The sequence below is a fragment of the Azospirillum sp. A29 genome, from assembly GCF_042604625.1.
Taxonomy (GTDB): Bacteria; Pseudomonadota; Alphaproteobacteria; order Azospirillales; family Azospirillaceae; genus Azospirillum; species Azospirillum palustre.
Genome location: NZ_CP170466.1, coordinates 1,100,504 through 1,118,933, shown reverse-complemented (window position 1 = coordinate 1,118,933; position 18,430 = coordinate 1,100,504). Strand labels below are relative to the sequence as shown.

At 67.5% G+C, this 18,430-nt stretch carries 14 protein-coding genes; 5 read left to right on the top strand and 9 right to left on the bottom strand.

Features of this window, described 5'->3' with window-relative positions:
- Nucleotides 1-33: 33 nt before the first annotated feature.
- From ABNQ38_RS20085 to ABNQ38_RS20075, 3 genes are read right to left on the bottom strand one after another with little or no spacing between them, the layout of a single operon-like run.
- Nucleotides 34-1,452 (bottom strand): DUF1329 domain-containing protein, encoded by a 1,419-nt coding sequence (locus tag ABNQ38_RS20085; protein WP_377809903.1) that lies wholly within the window; start codon nt 1,450-1,452, stop codon nt 34-36.
- On the bottom strand, nt 1,449-4,139 hold the full coding sequence (locus tag ABNQ38_RS20080) for a response regulator (RefSeq protein ID WP_377809902.1): 2,691 nt from the start codon (nt 4,137-4,139) through the stop codon (nt 1,449-1,451). The genes ABNQ38_RS20085 and ABNQ38_RS20080 overlap by 4 nt, the downstream gene beginning before the upstream one ends.
- Nucleotides 4,136-6,538, bottom strand: a complete 2,403-nt coding sequence (locus tag ABNQ38_RS20075; protein WP_377809901.1) for an ATP-binding protein — start codon at nt 6,536-6,538, stop codon at nt 4,136-4,138. The genes ABNQ38_RS20080 and ABNQ38_RS20075 overlap by 4 nt, the downstream gene beginning before the upstream one ends.
- 289 nt (nt 6,539-6,827) lie before the next feature.
- Here ABNQ38_RS20075 and ABNQ38_RS20070 point away from each other — a divergent pair, with 289 nt between their 5' ends.
- The 3 genes from ABNQ38_RS20070 (at nt 6,828) to ABNQ38_RS20060 (ending at nt 9,198) form a co-directional block, all read left to right on the top strand.
- Nucleotides 6,828-7,133 (top strand): STAS domain-containing protein, encoded by a 306-nt coding sequence (locus ABNQ38_RS20070; protein WP_377809900.1) that lies wholly within the window; start codon nt 6,828-6,830, stop codon nt 7,131-7,133.
- Nucleotides 7,134-7,196: 63 nt separating this feature from the next.
- Nucleotides 7,197-8,000, top strand: coding sequence for an ATP-binding protein (locus ABNQ38_RS20065; RefSeq protein WP_377809899.1), 804 nt, complete (start codon nt 7,197-7,199; stop codon nt 7,998-8,000).
- Nucleotides 8,001-8,010: 10 nt separating this feature from the next.
- A complete protein-coding gene (locus ABNQ38_RS20060; RefSeq protein ID WP_377809898.1) occupies nt 8,011-9,198 on the top strand; it encodes a PP2C family protein-serine/threonine phosphatase in 1,188 nt (395 codons plus the stop codon).
- 16 nt (nt 9,199-9,214) lie between these two features.
- Here ABNQ38_RS20060 and ABNQ38_RS20055 read toward each other — a convergent pair whose 3' ends face one another.
- The 5 genes from ABNQ38_RS20055 to ABNQ38_RS20035 form a co-directional block, all read right to left on the bottom strand.
- Entirely contained in the window at nt 9,215-10,081 is an 867-nt protein-coding gene (locus tag ABNQ38_RS20055) for an NAD kinase (RefSeq protein ID WP_377809897.1), read from the bottom strand.
- 171 nt (nt 10,082-10,252) lie between these two features.
- Entirely contained in the window at nt 10,253-12,568 is a 2,316-nt protein-coding gene (clpA, locus tag ABNQ38_RS20050) for an ATP-dependent Clp protease ATP-binding subunit ClpA (protein WP_109051261.1), read from the bottom strand.
- A gap of 8 nt (nt 12,569-12,576) precedes the next feature.
- A complete protein-coding gene (gene clpS / locus ABNQ38_RS20045; RefSeq protein ID WP_014246998.1) occupies nt 12,577-12,903 on the bottom strand; it encodes an ATP-dependent Clp protease adapter ClpS in 327 nt (108 codons plus the stop codon).
- A gap of 343 nt (nt 12,904-13,246) precedes the next feature.
- Nucleotides 13,247-13,726, bottom strand: coding sequence for a phasin family protein (locus ABNQ38_RS20040; RefSeq protein WP_377809896.1), 480 nt, complete (start codon nt 13,724-13,726; stop codon nt 13,247-13,249).
- A gap of 332 nt (nt 13,727-14,058) precedes the next feature.
- On the bottom strand, nt 14,059-14,583 hold the full coding sequence (locus ABNQ38_RS20035) for a phasin family protein (RefSeq protein WP_377809895.1): 525 nt from the start codon (nt 14,581-14,583) through the stop codon (nt 14,059-14,061).
- Between the two features lie 511 nt (nt 14,584-15,094).
- Here ABNQ38_RS20035 and ABNQ38_RS20030 point away from each other — a divergent pair.
- A complete protein-coding gene (locus ABNQ38_RS20030) occupies nt 15,095-15,856 on the top strand; it encodes a peptidase (RefSeq protein ID WP_109051258.1) in 762 nt (253 codons plus the stop codon).
- 66 nt (nt 15,857-15,922) lie between these two features.
- Here the strand turns inward: ABNQ38_RS20030 and ABNQ38_RS20025 are convergent, their stop codons facing one another.
- The gene (locus tag ABNQ38_RS20025; protein ID WP_377809894.1) at nt 15,923-16,669 is read right to left on the bottom strand and encodes a hypothetical protein; all 747 of its coding nucleotides are present in this window, start codon (nt 16,667-16,669) and stop codon (nt 15,923-15,925) included.
- 477 nt (nt 16,670-17,146) lie between these two features.
- Here ABNQ38_RS20025 and ABNQ38_RS20020 point away from each other — a divergent pair, with 477 nt between their 5' ends.
- On the top strand, nt 17,147-18,412 hold the full coding sequence (locus tag ABNQ38_RS20020; RefSeq protein WP_377809893.1) for a D-alanyl-D-alanine carboxypeptidase: 1,266 nt from the start codon (nt 17,147-17,149) through the stop codon (nt 18,410-18,412).
- Nucleotides 18,413-18,430: the final 18 nt, after the last annotated feature.

Below are 18,430 nucleotides of genomic sequence, written 5' to 3'. Positions count from 1 at the left end.
GCTTCACCCCCGCCCCGGCTATCCCCGCCCCGGTTATCCCCGCCTTCCGCGGCGGACCAGCACGTCGGGGGTGAAGTCCTCCGGCTTCAGCGGGGCGTCGTAGCGCGGCGGGGGCAGGCCGTTCTCCACGCCGCGGGCGGTGTAGCGGTCTGCCGTCAGGTCGAAGGCGAATTCCATCGTCGGGACCAGGGCCGGCACCTGCCAGTCCGGCAACGGGTGCGCTTCGGCGTAGCGCAGAAGCTCCCCCTTGCCGTTGTAATGCTCCGACGCCAGGATCTGCCAGCTGTCCTCGTCCAGGTAAAAGGTGCGGTCGGGCAGCGAATGCTTGAAGTTCGGCTTCAGCCGGGCGTCGACCACCCAGACCCGGTGCATCTCATAGCGCAGGAACTGCGGGTTGGGATGGTGCGGCCACAGGATGTCCCGCATCGTCAGGCTGGGGTTAGTCAGCCGGTGGGCGTTGTACGGCATGTACATCTCGCGCCGCGTCACCAGCGTGTAGTCGAAGCGGTCGAGCGCGCCGCTGAACATGTCCAGCATGTCGGCGGTACAGATCCCGCCGGTCACCGGGTCGGGCGTGTCATAGGCGAAGTCGGACGCCGGAACGACGCGTCCGCGCTCCCCCTCCCGAATCCAGGCGCGGGTGCGGGCGGCGATGGGGTCGAGCGTTCCCTGGACGATCAGGCTGCTGCCCGCCTGTTCCCTGGGATCCAGGATCGTGCGGCGGTAGAGCAGGGGTGGGGCGGCGGCATCCCCGGCGGCATAGGGCGAGGCGAAATCCTCGCGCAGCCGGGTCAGCGACCGGGTTCCGTCGCCGGACTGCACCACCGTCAGGCTGGTGCGCGACAGGGTGCCGCCACGCCAGCGCAGCTTGTGGTTCCACATCGCCTGTACGCCGTTCGCCGGAATCGGGAAGGGCACCCCCACCGTGGCGTCGCGCAGGGCCAGTCCGTTCTCGCCCAGCTTGGCGCGGTCGGCGTTGGCGAGCGAGGCGTCGTAGATGCGCTGCGGTGCCGCGGCGCTGCGGCGGCTGGGAAACAGCGCCAGTTCGAAGCTGTCCGGAAACTTCTCCAGCAAGGCCTGCTGCCCGGCGGTCAGCCGGACCTTGTAGCGCTCGACGTCGGCGGCGCCGACGGTGAACCAGCGCACGTCCTCGATATAGGGATCGGGCGAGGGGCGGTCCGGCACATAGCCGCGCGGCGCCGCGGTCAGCCCGCCGGTCCAGGGCGGAATCGCCCGCGTGCGGTTGCCGGCGCGCACCGCTCCGAAGGGCGTCAGTTCCTCGCCCAGCCGCGGCACGCCGACATCGGCTGGGACGCTTGGGGCCGGGGCGCCCTGGGCCGGGGCGCCTTGGGCAAGCGCACTGCGGGCAGTGGCGGCGACGGAGGCAGCGGTCCCCAACAGCAGGCCGAGGGCTTGCCGCCGGTCGGGGTGGAAATCCGTCGGATCGCTCATGCCGTCGACCGCTCCATGAGAGCCAGTTCCCGTTCGATGGAGGTGCAGGTCGCGGCGAAGCTGTCGCGCAGCCGGCCGGCCTCCTCCGCGAGCCGGGCGAGCGGCGCGCCTTCGGCGGCCGACTGCTCCAGCATGCGGGCGGCCTCGGCCAGCGGCTTGGCGCCGGCATTGCGGGAGGAGCCCTTCAGATTGTGGGCGCAAGCCCGCATCCGGTCACGGTCGCCCATGTCGAGAGCCTTGTCCAGATCGGCGACCACCCCGCGGCCGATGGCGATGAAATCGCCCAGCAGTTCCGCCAGAATCTCCGCATCGCCGCCGCACAATGCACGCAGGCCGGCGAGTTCGATATACTCTCCAGGCTGCGCCTCGGACACCGGTTCCGGCAACGCCTTGGGCAACGCCTGTGCCGGCGCCTTCTCTGACGCCGCCGGAGCCGGCGGCATCCAGCGCGCGAGCGTCGCCCCCAGTTGCGACAGCTCCAGCGGCTTGCTCAGCACGTCGTCCATGCCGGCGGCGCGGTAGCGTTCGATGTCGGCCGGGGCGGCATTGGCGGTGATGGCGACAATCGGGAGGCGGTCCGCCGGCGGTTCGGCGCCACGGATCCGGCGGGTCAGTTCGAACCCGTCGATCTCCGGCATCTGGACGTCGGTCAGCAGCAGGGCAAAACGCCGCCGGCCCTGCCGCATGGCATCGAGCGCCTCCAGCGCCTCGGCTCCGCCGGGCGCCATCTCCGCGGCATAGCCCAGCGCCTGCAATTGCATCAGCAGAACCTTGCGGTTCACTGGATTGTCTTCGGCCACCAGGATCAGGCGCCCCTGCGCTTCCGCCTCCTCCACGCCGGGGGCGCTGGCGGCGGGGCCTGTCGCGGTCCTGGCACCAGCGGGCCCCGGCAGGGCGGGGGGCAGGGCGGAGGATTGAGGGTGGGGCTGCGGGTGGACCGGCTGGAGATGCAGCCGCCCGGCGGCGACGGCCACCGCGCGCAACAGCACCAGCCGGCGCAGCGGGCGGCTCAGCACCACCGTGCCGGCTTCCGCCCTACGCGTCGCGGGGTGGGAGGACGGGCCGGCCATGCCGCCAGTCTCATGGCAGAGCAGGACCACCGGTGGCCGGGCCTCGCCGCTGCGGCGGCCAAGCTCCTCCGGCGCGCAGGCGGCGGCCGGGACATGCAGCGCCTCGTCTATGGTGACGACGCCGACCGCGCAGCCGGCTTCGCGCGCGATGCGGGCCTGGGCCGCCAGTTCGGGCGGGGAGGCGGCGGGCAGCACGCGGGCGCCGGCCTGCGCCAGATAGCGGGCGAGGAAACCGCGCTCCGTGTCGTCGGGCACGCCCAGCAGGACGGTCAGCCCGTCCAGACCGATGGCATCGGGACCGTCTTCCGCCGAAACCGGCGCGGCGGTGCTGGCCAGGGGCAGGCGCAGCCAGAAGGTGGAACCGAGGCCCACCTCGCTCTCCACCCCGATCTCGCCGCCCATCAGGGCGGCCAACCGCCGGCTGATCGACAGGCCGAGCCCGGTGCCGCCGAAGCGCCGGGTGGTGGAGCTTTCCGCCTGGGTGAAGGGCTGGAACAGGCGCTGGCGCGTCGCCTCGGCGATGCCGATTCCGGTGTCGCAGACGGCGATGCGCAGCAGCGTCTCCGATCCCGTCGCGGGCGATTCCAGCTCGGCGTGCAGCACGACGCGTCCGGCCTCGGTGAATTTGATGGCGTTGCCGGCCAGATTGAACAGGATCTGGCGCAGCCGCACCGGATCGCCCAGCAATGCCTGCGGGATCGCCGGGTCGACATAGGTCAGCAGTGCCAGCCCCTTGGCCCCGGCGGCGGGCGCCAGCGTTTCCGCCACCCCTTCCACCAGCGCCGGGACCGACAGCGCCACCCGTTCCAGATCCATCTTCCCGGCTTCGATCTTCGAGAAGTCCAGGATGTCGTCGATGATCCGCAGCAGCGCGTTGGCCGACTCGCGCATGGTGCCGACGGTGTCGCGCTGGTGGTCGTCCAGCTCGGTCCGCTCCAAGAGGCCCAGCATGCCGAGCACCCCGTTCATCGGCGTGCGGATCTCGTGGCTCATGGTGGCGAGGAAGGCGGATTTGGCCTTGGTCGCCTCTTCCGCCTGCTCGCGGCTTTCGCGCAGTTCGCGCGTGCGCTCCGCCACCCGGGTTTCGATGGACTGGATCTGGTCGAAGGCGCGCAGCGCCGCGATCACTGCGGTGAACAGGCTTTCCGCCGACAGGTCGGCCTTCGGCTTGTAGTCGTTGATGTCGTAATCGACGATCACGTCACGCTGCGGCGCCTGACCCGGCTGGCCGGTGCGCAGGATGATGCGGACATCGCGGTTGCCCAGCCCGTCCCTGATCCAGCGCACCAGCTTCAGGCCGGAATCGTCCTCCTCCATCACCACGTCGAGCAGAATCACGGCGATGTCGTGCCGGCTTTCCAGCACGGTGCGGGCGTCCGCCGCGGTGAAGCAGCTGACGAGGTCCAGCCGCCGCCGCTGGAAGGCGACGTCGGCCAGCAAAAGCCCGGTCATGGAATGGACGTCGGACTCGTCGTCCACCACCAGGATCACCCAGGGCGGGGCTGCCGGGTCGATCAGGTCCGCGCCGGCGGCCGCCTCACCGGGATCGGGCTGGGCGCCGTCTGCCTCCTCGTCTGCGAACAGGATTTCGTCGTCGTCGTAGGCGCCGGTGCTCATGCGGGTTCGGTCTCCAGCGGTACAGGCGTCGGCGAAGGCGTGGCGGCGGCAGGACTGCCGGGAAGGATGACGGTCTTCGGAATGCGCAGGGTGAAGGTAGTTCCATCGCCGGGAATGCTGTCAACCGAGATCCGCCCGCTCAGCGACTGGGTGACCAGATTGAACACGATGTGCAGCCCCAGGCCGCTGCCGCCCGACCCGCGCCGGGTGGTGAAGAAGGGCTCGAACACCTTGGGCAGGTTTTCCGCGGCGATGCCGACACCGTCGTCGGCGAAGCGGATCTCCACCTCGCCCTCGGCCACCTCGTCCACGTCGATGACCATGTGCCCCCTGCTGTCCGCCGGGAAGGCGTGGGTCAGCGCGTTCATCACCAGATTGGTCACCACCTGGCTCAGCGCGCCGGGGAAGCTGTCCATCAGGATGCCGGGCGAGCAGGCGATGGCGACGCGGTGCGGGCTCTTGCGCAGGGTGGGGCCGAGCGAGGTCACCACCTCCTCCAGATAGGCCAGCAGGTCGAAGCGGCGGCGTTCCTCGCTGGTCTGGTCGACGGCGACGCGCTTGAAGCTCTGGATCAGTTCGGCGGCGCGGGTCAGGTTCTGTTCGATCAGGCGGGAGGATTCGCTGGCGGTGGCGACATAGGCGGCAAGCTCGGACTTCTTCATCGTCCCGCGCTCGAACGTCTCGGCCAGCATTCCGGTCCGGCCCGACAGGTGGGTGGCGCAGCCGAAGGCGATGCCGATCGGGGTGTTGATCTCATGAGCGACGCCGGCGACCAGCAGGGCGAGCGAGGCCATCTTCTCGGCCTGGACCAGATTGGCCTGCGTCTCCTTCAAATCGGCGTAGGCGCGTTCCAACTCCTGCATCGCATTGAAGATTTCCTCGGCCGACCGGGCTTCCACCGTCACGTCGGTCAGGGTGCGGACGAATCCGCCTTCCGGCAGCGGGTTGGTGCGCACCTCGACGATGCGGCCGTCGGGACGACGGCGCTTGAAGGTGAAGGGCTGGTCGATCATCCCCGCCGGCTCGCTTGGTGGCATCGCGAAGCCGTCATCCATACCGGCGTCGGAACCGCGTCCGCGGCCCTCCGGGCCGACGCCGTAGCTGAGATAGAGGTCGGGGTCGTCGCCCATCTCGCCGAACTCGCCCTGGCGGCGCTGGAGCGCCACCACGTCGGCGAAGCGCGGGTTGCCGGCCAGCACCTCGGGCGGGATGTTCAGCAGTTCTGCGGCGCGGCGGTTCGCCGTCACCACCCGCCCGTCGCCGTCGACCTTGATGATGCCCTGGTCGGTGTTGTCCAGCGTGACCTGCAGCACGTTGCGTTCATGGGCCAGATCCAGCTCGGCCCGCACCCGTTCGGTGACGTCGGACATGGTCCCGGTCAGGCGGCGGGCGCGGCCGTCGGGATCGCGCTGGGCGGTGGCGCGGTCCTCGATCCAGGCCCACCGGCCGTCGCGCCGGCGCATGCGGTAGACGGCGGTGTAGGCCATGGCGCGGTCGCGCACCCGGCGCCGCGACTCCTGCATCACCCGCTCCGCCTCGTCCGGATGCAGCAGCGAGGACCAGGTCTCCGCCGTCATCCGCAGCTCGCTCGGACCATAGCCGAGCAGGGCGGGGAACTCCTTCGACCACCAATACTGCCCGGTGCGCAGGTCGTAATCCCAGACGGAGGACCGGGTGGCGGTGATGGCCAGCGCCAGCCGCTGCTCGCTCTTGCGCAGGGCGGCCTCCTCCTGTCCCAGCCGGGCGAGCATGGCGTTGTGGGCCTGGATCACCCGCCCAAGTTCGTCGGCGGCGCGCCAGTCCACCGGCTGGTGCCCGCCGCCCCGTTCCGATTCGAGGATGGAAGCGATCAGCCGCCCCAGCGGCCGGCCCACCGTCAGCCGCAGTGCCGTCAGCGCCGCCGCGATGGTGCCGGCCAGCATCAGCAGAAGCAGCACCGCGGTGTTCACCACCTCCTGCCGCAGCTGTTCGCGCACCACGTCGTGGCTGTAATGCAGGGTGATGGTGCCGACCTGAAGGTTCTGGACCCGGACCGGCCGCCGTTCGATGTTGGCGTCGCTGCTCAAGGGACAGCTCGGCCCCGGCCAAGCGAACAGCCCGTCGGCCAGATCGTCGCTCACCTCGACGCAGACAAGCTCCCGGTTGGCGCCGATGGCCTGGATGACGTTGCGGATCGCTTGGACGTCGAAGGTCCACAGGTTGTTGGACAGTGCCGCCGCGTTGATGTCGGCGATGGTCGCCACCTTCTCCCTCAGCGCCGCCTGCAAATCCTTGTAGCGGTCATAGAAGAACAGGGCCGAGAACAGCGAAACCGCGACCACGAGGCTGGGCATCAGGATCAGCAGGAACTTGGTCGATACGGTCGGTATGCGCCGCCATGCCTCAACGATCCTGGTCATGCCTTCGTTCCGGAGGTTCGTCATAGCGCGGCTGGCGGCGGTGTGGCACGCGGAGCGCGCGCCTCCCCGGGGACGTTCTACCCCGTCGTCCGCCGCCCGTCCATGCGGGTTGAGTGCCAGGAGCGGGAAGCGGAGGAAAAATGTCGCGCCAGGGGAGAGTGGCTCTCCGATTGCGGTATCGGTACTTGAGGCCGGGCAAGTGCTTGCACTACTGTGCATAGGTGGATGGCCTTGGTTTCGCGCGCATTTGTATGGTTGCGGACCGGGTGAGAGGATCTTGAGAGGATCTATGGATTTCAAGACGACCAATACAGCCGATGCGACGGAGGTATGGCTGACGGGCCGCCTCGAGTTCACCGACCATGACCGGCTCAGGGACATCGTCGAACTGGTCGAGCAGTCCCGTGCGCGGCGCTTCGTCATCGACATGTCGAAGCTGGACTTCATCGACTCCGCCGGGCTCGGGATGTTGCTGATCCTCCAGGAGGAGACCGAGAGCCGCAACATCAAGATGATCGTTCGCCATCCCCTGGGTGACGTGAAGCGGTCGATCGAACTGGCGCGGCTGGGCGAGATCATCACCATCGAATTCTAACCTGCCGAGTCCTGGCTTGCCGAGCCCTGACCCGCCGGTCCTTGCCCCAGGGGAGTTTGCCGCATGGATGCCGCTCATCACGACTGCCCGGCCGAAGCGGCACTCCGCGGCTTCAGCCTGTTGCGCGACCGGGTGCCCGCCGACATAGCCGCCCGCGTCGCGTCGCGCTTTGCCGGGACGGTACAGGTCCAGGGGGACGATGCCGTGGCAACCGGGCGGGGGCTGCCGGACCGGGCGGTGGAAACGCTTTTGATGGAGCGGGCCGACCGTGACCGTCTGCGCGCCGCCTTCGACCGGAGCCCCTTTCTGACGGTCGAGCTGGGGGAGGGCGCCGACGAGGCGGCGGCCCCGCTCGACGACTGGTCGGGGGCGCCGGCGGCGGAAGATCCCGGGCTTCCCGGATTCTACCTGTCGCTGACCACCGGCACCGCCTATGGCCTGCAATGCCCGGTGCTGGTCTGCGACGAGTTGGTGCGGCGCGACGTTCTGGATCCGCAGCGCCGGTCCAATGTGGAGCTTTGCCTGCACGAGGCTGTCGCCAACGCCATCGTCCACGGCAATCTGGGCCTGTCCAGCGCGGTGAAGGGGGAACCGGGCGGCTATCGCCGGTTCAGCGAGATGATGCGCGACCGGCTGGGCGATCCCGCCGTGACGCGGCGGCGGCTGGACATCTTCTGCCGCTGGAACGGGCGCTGCATCGCCATCGCGGTGGTGGACCAGGGTGGCGGCTTCGACACCGCGTTGGCCCCGGCGACCACCGGCAACAAGGCGCGGTCGGGCCGCGGCTTCGTCTTCATGCGGACGCTGGCCTCGCGGGTGACGGTGACCGACGGCGGGCGCTGCACCGTCCTGCAGTTCGACCGCTGACGGAGCGTCCATGGCCGCGCCCGCCCTGTCGCTGTCGGACTGCCGCGTCCTGATCGTCGACGACAATGAATTCAACCGCAAATCGCTCGCCCTGGTGATCCGCCGCGCCGGCATCGCCGAGATCGCCTTCGCCGAGAACGGCCGGGAAGGGCTGGCGGCGGTCGACCGCTTCCGCCCCGACCTCGTCCTGCTGGACGTCGACATGCCGGTGATGAACGGCTGGGAGATGTGCGAGGCGCTGCGCCGCAACGCGACGCACGAGCAGCTTCCCGTGCTGTTCCAGACCGCGCTGGACAGCGACGAGGAGCAGGTGCGCTGTTTCGAGGCCGGCGGCAGCGACTTCATCTCCAAGCCGATCAAGCCCGGCGAATGCGTGGCGCGTGTCCGCCATCAGCTGGAAAAGCGCAAGCTGTTCAACGATCTCGCCGCCTTCCGCGAACGGGTCCAGCGCGAGCTGTCGCATGCCCGCGCCATGCAGACCTCGCTTCTGCCGGAGAACCGCAAGCTTGCCGAGGTGGCGGACCGCTACGGCCTGACGCTGGATGCCCATTTCGAGACCTCGTCGGAGCTGGGCGGCGATTTCTGGGGCCTCTATCCGCTGGGCGACCGCCGGCTGGGGCTGCTGATGATCGATTTCGCCGGGCACGGCATCACCGCGGCGATCAACACCTTCCGCCTGCACACGCTGATCGACCGTTTTCCGATGCAGCATATGGCGCCGTCGCAATGGCTGACCCAGCTGAACGGCGCGTTGAAGGACGTGCTGCCGACGGGGCAGTTCGCCACCGCCTTCTTCGGCATCCTCGACCTCGCCATCGACACGCTGACCTTCGCCGCGGCGGGTTCGCCCAACCCGGTGCTGGGGACGCCGGCCGGCGCGAAGGGAAACGGGCCCGACATCCGCCTGCTCGATTCGGCCGGACTGGTGCTCGGCGCCTCGCGCCGGGCGCAGTATGTCGACCAGAGCCACCGCCTGCCGCGCGGCGGCTTCCTGTTCCTGTACAGCGATGCCCTGATCGAATGCGGCAGCGACGAGCATGCCCCGCTGGGGCAGGGCGCCGTGCCCGATTTCGTCCGCGACGCGCTGGCCCGCGACCGCCAGCACCCGCTGCGGCCGATGATGGACAGCTTCTATGCCCGCACCAGACTGCCGCTGCGCGACGACCTGACCGCGGTGTGGGTCGCGCGGCGGGCGTGAAGGAGGGACGCAAGCCTTACGGCGCGAACTGTTCCTTCAGGATGCGCTCTTCGAAGTTCAGTTCCGGGTCGAACAGCAGGGTCAGGCCAACCTCGCGGCATTCCTGGACCTCGACCCGCAGGACCTCGCGCACCTCGGTGAAGTCGGCGACGGCGCTGACCGGGCGCTTGCCTTCCTCCAGCACGTCGAAGGTGATCTTGGCGGTGTGCGGCAGCAGCGCGCCGCGCCAGCGCCGCGGGCGGAAGGCGCTGATCGGGGTCAGGGCCAGTACGCCGGCATTCAGCGGCACGATGGGGCCGTGGGCCGACAGGTTGTAGGCGGTGCTGCCGGCCGGCGTCGCCACCAGCGCGCCGTCGCAGATCAGCTCCGGCAGCCGGGTCACCTTGTCGATGGTGATGCGCAGCTTGGCCGCCTGCCGCGTTTCGCGCAGAAGGGAAACCTCGTTGATGCCGAGCGCCTCGACCCGCTCACCATTCACCCGTGTCGCCACCATGCGCAGCGGATGCAGGCGGACATGCTGGGATGCCACGATCCGCTCCGCCAGATCCTCCTCGCGGTAGGCGTTCAGCAGGAAGCCGACCGAACCGCGGTTCATGCCATAGACCGGAGTCGGCCGTTCCCGGTTGCGGGTCAGCGCCCGGTGCAGGGTTTCCAGCAGGAAGCCGTCGCCGCCCAGCGCCACGATGACATCGGCTTCGTCCGCCAAGGCATTGCCGTAGCGGTGGACCAGCCGGGTGCGGGCAGCCCGCGCCTCGTCCGTGTCGGCGCAGGAAAACGCGATGCGCAGCGCATCGGGCGCCGGCATCAGCGGCGCCTGCGCATCTGCGGACTGGACAAGGCCGGATTGATCGACGGCGGGCGGCGTGGCGGCGGATTCGGTCATGGCGCGACCATACCGCAGTCCGGGCCTTGCGCAAAAGTATCGCGCGGTGACGACCCGACGCAAAAGAGCGCATCCGTCGGCCGCACCCATTGGCCGCACAACGAAAAAGGGGACCGCGGACGGTCCCCTTTTTTACGATGCGGAACGGGTCGGTGGGCCGACAGGCCGAACCTACTCGACCATCTCCGACACCATCTCCTCGTCATCGTCGCCGGAGGTGCGCTTCGGCCGGTTGCCTTCGGTGTAGTCGAAGGCCGGCTTGTCGTCCTTGACGGTGACCTTGACCAGACCGCCCTTGCTGAGCTTGCCGAACAGCAGCTCTTCCGCCAGCGGCTTCTTGATGTACTCCTGGATCACGCGGCCGAGCGGGCGGGCGCCATAGAGCGGGTCGTAGCCCTTCTTGCCCAGCCACTCGCGCGCCTCTTCGTTCAGCTCGATGGACACGCCGCGGTCTTCCAGCTGCGCTTCCATCTGCATGATGAACTTGTCGACGACGCGGTTGATGACCTCCTGCGTCAGCGGCGCGAACGGGATGATCGCGTCGAGACGGTTGCGGAACTCCGGCGTAAACATCTTCTCGACCGCTTCGATGTCCTCGCCGACCCGGCGGTCACGCTCGAAGCCGATGGCGGGCTTGGCCATGTCGGCGGCCCCGGCGTTCGAGGTCATGATCAGGATGACGTTGCGGAAATCGACGATCTTGCCGTTGTGATCGGTCAGCTTGCCGTGGTCCATGATCTGCAACAGGATGTTGAACAGATCCGGATGGGCCTTCTCGATCTCGTCCAGCAGCAGGACGCAGTGCGGGTGCTGGTCGATGGCGTCGGTCAGCATGCCGCCCTGGTCGAAGCCGACATAGCCCGGAGGGGCGCCGATCAGGCGCGACACCGTGTGCCGCTCCATGTATTCGGACATGTCGAAGCGGGTCAGCTCGATGCCCAGCGTCATGGCGAGCTGGCGGGCCACCTCGGTCTTGCCGACACCGGTCGGGCCGGTGAACAGGTAGTTGCCGATGGGCTTCTCCGGCTCGCGCAGGCCGGCACGGGCCAGCTTGATCGCGGAGACCAGCGCGTCGATCGCCTTGTTCTGGCCGAAGACCATGGTCTTCAGGTCGCGCTCAAGGTTCAGCAGCGTTTCCTTGTCGTCGCGGCTGACGGACTTCGGCGGGATGCGGGCGATCTTGGCGACCACCGCCTCCACGTCCTTCACGCCGATCTTCTTGCGGCGCTTGTTCTCCGGCAGCAGCATCTGCGCCGCACCGACCTCGTCAATGATGTCGATGGCCTTGTCGGGCAGCTTGCGGTCGCCGATGTACTTGGCCGACAGCTCCACCGCGACGCGGATGGCGTCGTTGGTGTAGGTGACCTTGTGGTGCTTCTCGTAGTAGGGCTTCAGGCCCTGGAGGATCTTGATCGCATCCTCGACCGACGGCTCGTTGACGTCAATCTTCTGGAAGCGGCGGACCAGCGCCCGGTCCTTCTCGAAGTAGCTGCGGTATTCCTTGTAGGTGGTCGAACCGATGCAGCGCAGCGAGCCGGAGGCCAGCGCCGGCTTCAGCAGGTTCGAGGCATCCATCGCACCGCCCGAGGTGGCGCCGGCGCCGATCACCGTGTGGATCTCGTCGATGAAGAGGATCGCCCCCTCCGTCGCCTCGAGTTCCGACACGACGGCCTTCAGCCGCTCCTCGAAATCGCCGCGGTAGCGCGTGCCGGCCAGCAGCGAGCCCATGTCGAGCGCGAAGATGGTGGCGTTGCGCAGCACCTCAGGCACTTCCTGCTGCACGATGCGGCGGGCGAGGCCTTCGGCGATGGCGGTCTTGCCGACACCGGGGTCGCCGACGTAGAGCGGGTTGTTCTTCGACCGCCGGCACAGGATCTGGATGGTCCGTTCGACCTCCTGCTCCCGGCCGATCAGCGGATCGATCTTCCCGCCGGACGCCTTCTTGTTCAGGTTGACACAATACGCCTCTAGCGCTTCGCTGCCTTTTTTCACGACCTTCTCCGCCGCCGCCTCGTCGTCAGCGCCCGAGACACGCTTTGTTTCCGAGCGGCCCGGAGCCTTCGCGATTCCGTGAGAGATGTAGTTGACCGCATCGAACCTGGTCATCTCCTGCTCCTGCAGGAAGTAAACCGCGTGGCTCTCGCGTTCAGAGAACAAGGCAACGAGCACATTTGCTCCCGTCACCTCCTCACGTCCCGACGACTGGACGTGGATGGCCGCACGCTGCAGAACCCGCTGGAAGCCAGCCGTCGGCTTGGCATCATCGGGCCTGTTCGTGATAAGGTTCGCCAGCTCATTGTCGAGGTAATCCGACAGTTCCGCGCGCAGTCGGTCGAGATCGATCCCGCAAGCGCGCAAGACGGCGGTAGCATCGGAGTCTTCGGTCAACGCGAGAAGCAGATGTTCGAGCGTCGCGTATTCATGCCTGCGCTCGTTCGCGTGGGCCAGGGCTCGGTGCAGCGTCTGTTCCAGGTTACGCGACAGCATGTGTGGGTCTAATCCTTTTCTAACGTGCATTGCAGCGGGTGCTGGTTCTGGCGCGCAAAGTCCATCACCTGCGTGACTTTCGTCTCCGCCACCTCGTAGGTGAACACGCCGCACAACCCCACACCCCGCCGGTGCACATGCAGCATGATCTGTGTCGCTTCCTCCCGCGATTTGCTGAAGAAGCGTTCGAGAACGAGAACGACGAACTCCATGGGAGTGTAATCGTCGTTCAGCATCAACACCTTGTACATCGACGGCTTCTTGGTCTTTGGCTTGGCCTTGACGACCACGCCGCTGTTAGTGCCGTCGTTGCCCTGCTTGTCAGAGTCGGCCATGGTCCCAGTCGAATGTCATCGCGATGCACTTTCACTGGGAATGATATGGTCATTTCGGGCGCGGTGGGAAGGGGCCGTTTTCAGCTGACCTCCATTTGGCAGACCCTCCTTTGGACCGCAGGCCCTTCCGCTACTCCGTAATAGGAGACACCGCTTCGGAAATGGCCGCAATCGGCGGAAAACCCTACCCCGATCAAGGGGCCTTCCGACCGTTGGTGGAAGAGGGCGGCCGGAAACGCAAAGCGGCCCGGCATCCCAGGGCGGGATACCGGGCCGCTGCGATGCGGTCCTTCAGGTGGGCATTGGCTGCCCACCGGTCAAGAAAGCAGGGGAGTCGGACCGGTCAGGCGGCGACCGGCTTCTTCGACAGAACCTCGACCGTGGCGTTGACGCGGGCGTTCAGCGGGGCCAGCGCCTCGTTGGCGACCTTGACGGTCAGTTCCTGCAGCTTGGTGCTTTCCGACACGAATGCGTCGAGGCTGGCCTTGGTATAGGCCTTCTGCAGCTCGACCAGTTCCTGGATCGTCTTCACCGCCAGCAGGGCCTTGGCGTTCGACACGCTCTTCTCCAGCGAGGACTGGGTGAAGGCGGCGACCTGCTTGCCGGCCTCTTCCGCGCCCTTGGCGACGATGGTGCCGGACTTCACGAGCGCATCGACATTCTCCTTGGTGAGAACGGTCAGCTCGTCATAGCTCTTCAGCACCTTGGCGGAGGCCTTTTCGATCTGCTCCTGCTGGGCCTTCACCAGGCCTTCCAGGTTCTGCTTGGCAGTAGAGATGGCGTCTTCGACGGACTTGGTGACGGCGGCGATCTGGTCGGACATGGCTATGCTCCTCGCGCTCTCTATAAGGGGTCAACCGCGCGGCCCCGGCGATGCGGCGGCCGATTGCGGAGTGGGTTGAAACCCTCGGGCCCCGGCAGAGCGGGCGCCCGAGATATGCTGCACTGCAACATAACCTGAAGATAAGGAAGCCTGCTGGCGGAGTCAATCCGTATTGTGCGCTGCACAAAAAACTTTCGCGCGAAAATCCTGCAGGAGCGTCGGAGGCCCGAACGCAAGACGGCCCGGCAACCGCGTGGAGGTTGCCGGGCCGTCTTGCGATGCCGGGGCACATGGCTGAACCCCGGCCGTCACATGCCATCCGATGGGGCCGCTCAGGCGGCGATCGGCTTGGCGATCGGCTTGGAGAAGGTCTCGACCGTCGCGGTGACGCGGGCGTTCAGCGGGGCCAGCGCCTCGTTGGTGACCTTGGTCGACAGTTCCTGAAGGCGGGTGGTCTCGGCCACCAGCGAGTCGAAGCTGGACTTCAGGAAATCGTTCTGCAACTCCACCACTTCCTGGATGGTCCGGGCGGTCAGCAGGGCCCGGCCGGTGGTGATGGACTTGTCCAGAGCCGACTGGCCGTAGGCGACGACTTCGCGGCCCAGATCCTCGGCGCCCTTGGCGGCGATGGTGGTGCTGGCGATCAGCGCCTCGACATTGGCCTTGCCGGTGGCCTGCAGATCCTCGTAGCTCTTCAGCAACTGGGTGGCAGTCTTCTCGAACTGTTCCTTGGCGGCGGTCGCGGTCTGCTCGAACTGCTTGACCGTCTGCTCCTGGCCGGCCTTCACCAGGCCCTCATACTGCTCCTTGGCCTGGGCGGCGACGTTTTCGAGCGACTTCGGCGTGAACTGGTTCATGGCGCGCGTTCCTTCCTGGCTGATGCCGGCGTTTGGTTGGGAGACCCGTCCGCCGCAAAGCGTGGCGAGGAGCCTGCCGGCAGCGGTGTGCGTTGCATTTTTTACGTTGTGCGGGCGTTGACCGGCCAATTCCGCAAGCCGCGGAACGGCGCAGATAATGCTGCACTGCAATATAAGAATTTTATGGGCTAAGCACAGCGCGGTGTCAACAGTCCGTTTGGCGGGTATCCGGCTTACTCCCTTGCGCCGCACCATACCCCCATGGCGTGAAGCTCCGATGACAACCGCGTCGCCTTCCGTTGCCGGCCGGCGCCCGCTTCGCGGAACCGTCGGCAAGTCCTTGAAAGCGGCCCTGATGGCAGATGTCCTTAACGAAGGCTTTACCGGCGCTGGGACAAGTGTAGCTTGGCCGCGGGCGGGATTCGCCTCGGCCATAGGTCAGGTGCGGCGCTTGGACGCGGCGTGCCGGACCATCCGCTCTTCAGGCCGCATCTTCGGGACCATTTCGATCATGACCTATTGCCTTGGCATCAAGACCCGCGACGGCCTGATCGGTCTGTCGGACGGCCGGATCACCAGCGGATCGCAGCTCTCCTCGGCCCGAAAGGTGACGATGATGGGCAGCGGCGGCGACCGCTTCTTCATCATGAATTCCGGCCTGCGCAGCGTGCGCGACAAGACGCTGGCTTATCTGCGCCGCGACATGCAGAAGCGCCGGGGCGAGTCCTATTCGACGATGCTGGACGCGGTTTCGGCCTTCACCGCCTGCCTGCGGCAAGTCGCCGCGGAGGACAGGGAGTCGCTGGAGGCGTCGAAGCTGCACTTCAACCTGCACGCCATCATCGGCGGCCAGCTGGCCGAAGACCGCGAACCATACATGTTCCTGGTCTATCCGGAGGGCAACTGGATCGAGGTGGACGAGCGAACCCCCTATCTGTCGATCGGTGCCACCGCCTACGGCAAGCCGATCCTGGACCGCGCGCTGACCTACGGCACCGACATGCAGACGGCGCTGAAGCTGGCCTACCTGTCCTTCGACAGCACGCGCTTCTCCAGCAACGATGTCGGCTTCCCCATCGACATGGTGTCCTACCATGCCGAATCGCGCAGCTGGCGCCAGTCGAACTACGACTATGACGACCTCGCCGAACAGCGCCAGTGGTGGAACCGCAACCTGACCGAACTGGCCCGGCGCATGCCGGACGGCCCCTGGGTCGAGACGCTGGTCCCGGAAGACATGCGTCCGCGCCAGCCGGCCGAAGAGACCGTCTGAAACCCGGCGGTCACCCGTGACCGCCACCGCCCTGCGGTCGCTTGTGACCGCCATCGTTGCTTTGGCTCATTTCCCCGGAAGGGCGCTCAGCAGCAGCGCCCCGAAGGGGGCGGTCGGGCCGACCAGCCCGTCGCGCCCGATCTGCACCTCGAAGAACACGCCGCCGTCAGCCAGCTGGCCGGAGGAGGGCAGGGTGCGCGGAGCCTCGTCGGGAGCCGGCAGACCGGGATAGGCGATGCCGGTCGGGTCGATGCTGCGCAGCATCTCCGGAAACCGGGCGTCGGTGAAGCGGCTGGACGGGTAGGGGTAGGCGGTGAAGAACCATTGCCCGGCCCGGCAGCCGTTGATCAGCCAGTAAAAGCCGTTGGACGGCAACCGCAACCCCTGGGGCGGCGGGTCGAAGACCCCGTCCTCGCGCAGGCGGCCGACGAAGCTGTCGAACTGCGCGGCGCTCAGTTGCAGGGTCGCCGTGTTGCCGCGTGCGGCGGAGAACGGATCGGCCAGCGTCAGGCGGGTGAGGTCGGTCGCCTCAATCACGTGGGCTTCGACCGCCGCGCCGCCGCGGTCCGGGTCGCCGACGATGTCGTAGGTGCGGACATGCCGGTTGTAGTCGGCGTTGAAGATCAGCCGGTAGCGGTCGGCACTGTCCTTGCCGCAGCGGGACCGCAGGTCGTCGCCGTTGAGATAGCTGAACCAGGTCAGCTTGCGCGCCACCGGGTTGTCGGTCAGCCCTACGGAGCTGCAACCGGCGAGCGTGAGCAGCGCGGCCGCCAGGGCGGCCCCCCCCGCCATTCTGGCGGTTGCGCGGACCATGGCCCGACGGTCACCCCCGCGGGAAAAAAAGGCGACCGGAACGGTTCTTTGATGACCACGGCTCATTGTCGCTTGCCTCGCGTCGGCGGCCCCTGGTAGGTGGAGAACGAAGGACGTGGCGGCAAGACCCGATCTCCGGACACCGGTGGGCTTTGGCCTGCCGGAGGGCGCCGGTAATCCGTTTGCCCCTTCCGTTCGCGCCGTGCCGCACCCCTTCCGCCGTGCCGTCCCCGCCGTTCCTTACCCTCTACATGCAGGACCCGCGATTTTGGCCACAGAAACTGCGAAAAGCCAAAGCAGTAAATTAACGAATTCATGCTAGACACTGATTTCGCACGAATTTACCATTGAACCAAGCACCAAGATCTAGCGGTTGGCGGGGCCATCATGAGTGTAACGCGCAACACCGTTCGTAACGGATTGTTTCCGTTCGCCTTTCGCGCGGCGGATACGGCCGGCGGGCGGAGTTCGGCGGGTATGGGGCGCCATCTGCTCGCGGCGGCCGCGCTGCTGGGCATGGTTGCCGCCGGATCCGGCCTGTCCGCCGCCGAGGCACTGGCGGCCAAGGCCGCCGCCATTGTGGTCGATGCCCGCACCGGGCAGGTGCTGATCGACCAGGCCGCCGACGCGATCACCCATCCGGCGTCGCTGACCAAGATGATGACGCTCTATTTGACCTTCGACGCGCTGGAGGACGGTCGGCTGACCCTCGACCAGCAGTTGCCGGTTTCGTCCTGGGCGGAGAGCATGACGCCGACCAAGCTCGGCCTGCGCGCCGGCCAGACGCTGAAGGTGGAGACGGCTATCCTCGGCCTCGTCACCAAGTCGGCCAACGACGCCGCCGTGGTGCTGGCGGAGGCGCTGGGCGGCACCGAGTCGCGCTTCGCCGAGATGATGACTCGCAAGGCCCGCGAACTGGGCATGCGCCACACCGTCTACCGCAACGCCTCCGGCCTGCCGAACATGGAGCAGGTGACGACGGCCCGCGACTATTCCTTCCTGTCGCGCGCGCTGATGCGCGACCACGCGAAATATTACCCCTATTTCAGCCGCCGCAACTTCGTCTACGGCGGCCGCACCCTGGCCAACCACAACCACCTGATGTCCCGCTACGAGGGCATGGACGGCATCAAGACCGGCTACACCGTGGCGTCCGGCTTCAACCTCGCCGCCTCGGCGGTGCGGGACGGGCGGCGTCTGGTCGGTGTCGTGCTGGGCGGCAAGTCTGCGGTGTCACGCGACAACAGGATGGCGACGCTGCTCGATCAGGCCTTCGGCCGGCCCAACCGGGGCCGTGACGATGCGCCGGTGATGGCGAGCCTCGACACCACCCGGTCCGACGCCGTTGACGGCGAAGGGGACGATGACGACGAGGAGGTCGAGGTCAAGGCCAAGCCGGTCCGCGCCTCGCTGCAGACCGCGGCAGTTCCGGCGGCGATCCCCGCCGCGCCGGCCCGTGAGGAGAAGTCCACCCGCGGCGGCAGCCCCTCGCATTGGGGCGTCCAGGTCGGCGCCTTCTCCAGCAAGGCGGCGGGCAACAAGGCGGTGTCGCAGGCCGTCAAGCAGGCCCCTTTCCTACTGCGCACCGCCAAAGCCAGCGTGGTCGAGGCCAAGACCGGCAAGGAAACCGTCTACCGTGCCCGCCTGACCGGATTGGACGAGAAGGATGCCCGCAAGGCCTGCGCCGTCCTGACCAAGCACGGTCATCACTGCGTCGCCGTTTCGCCCGGCGAGCGGGGCTGAAGAACAGGCTGACTGCCG

What these genes read in the sequence shown, in the direction of transcription:
- ABNQ38_RS20025 (WP_377809894.1), bottom strand. Translation starts at nt 16,669, where the DNA reads ATGGTCCGCGCAACCGCCAGAATGGCGGGGGGGGCCGCCCTGGCGGCC.
- ABNQ38_RS20070 (WP_377809900.1), top strand. Translation starts at nt 6,828, where the DNA reads ATGGATTTCAAGACGACCAATACAGCCGATGCGACGGAGGTATGGCTG.
- ABNQ38_RS20075 (WP_377809901.1), bottom strand. Translation starts at nt 6,538, where the DNA reads ATGACCAGGATCGTTGAGGCATGGCGGCGCATACCGACCGTATCGACC.
- ABNQ38_RS20080 (WP_377809902.1), bottom strand. Translation starts at nt 4,139, where the DNA reads ATGAGCACCGGCGCCTACGACGACGACGAAATCCTGTTCGCAGACGAG.
- ABNQ38_RS20030 (WP_109051258.1), top strand. Translation starts at nt 15,095, where the DNA reads ATGACCTATTGCCTTGGCATCAAGACCCGCGACGGCCTGATCGGTCTG.
- ABNQ38_RS20065 (WP_377809899.1), top strand. Translation starts at nt 7,197, where the DNA reads ATGGATGCCGCTCATCACGACTGCCCGGCCGAAGCGGCACTCCGCGGC.
- ABNQ38_RS20020 (WP_377809893.1), top strand. Translation starts at nt 17,147, where the DNA reads ATGGGGCGCCATCTGCTCGCGGCGGCCGCGCTGCTGGGCATGGTTGCC.
- ABNQ38_RS20060 (WP_377809898.1), top strand. Translation starts at nt 8,011, where the DNA reads ATGGCCGCGCCCGCCCTGTCGCTGTCGGACTGCCGCGTCCTGATCGTC.
- clpA (WP_109051261.1), bottom strand. Translation starts at nt 12,568, where the DNA reads ATGCTGTCGCGTAACCTGGAACAGACGCTGCACCGAGCCCTGGCCCAC.
- clpS (WP_014246998.1), bottom strand. Translation starts at nt 12,903, where the DNA reads ATGGCCGACTCTGACAAGCAGGGCAACGACGGCACTAACAGCGGCGTG.
- ABNQ38_RS20085 (WP_377809903.1), bottom strand. Translation starts at nt 1,452, where the DNA reads ATGAGCGATCCGACGGATTTCCACCCCGACCGGCGGCAAGCCCTCGGC.
- ABNQ38_RS20035 (WP_377809895.1), bottom strand. Translation starts at nt 14,583, where the DNA reads ATGAACCAGTTCACGCCGAAGTCGCTCGAAAACGTCGCCGCCCAGGCC.
- ABNQ38_RS20055 (WP_377809897.1), bottom strand. Translation starts at nt 10,081, where the DNA reads ATGACCGAATCCGCCGCCACGCCGCCCGCCGTCGATCAATCCGGCCTT.
- ABNQ38_RS20040 (WP_377809896.1), bottom strand. Translation starts at nt 13,726, where the DNA reads ATGTCCGACCAGATCGCCGCCGTCACCAAGTCCGTCGAAGACGCCATC.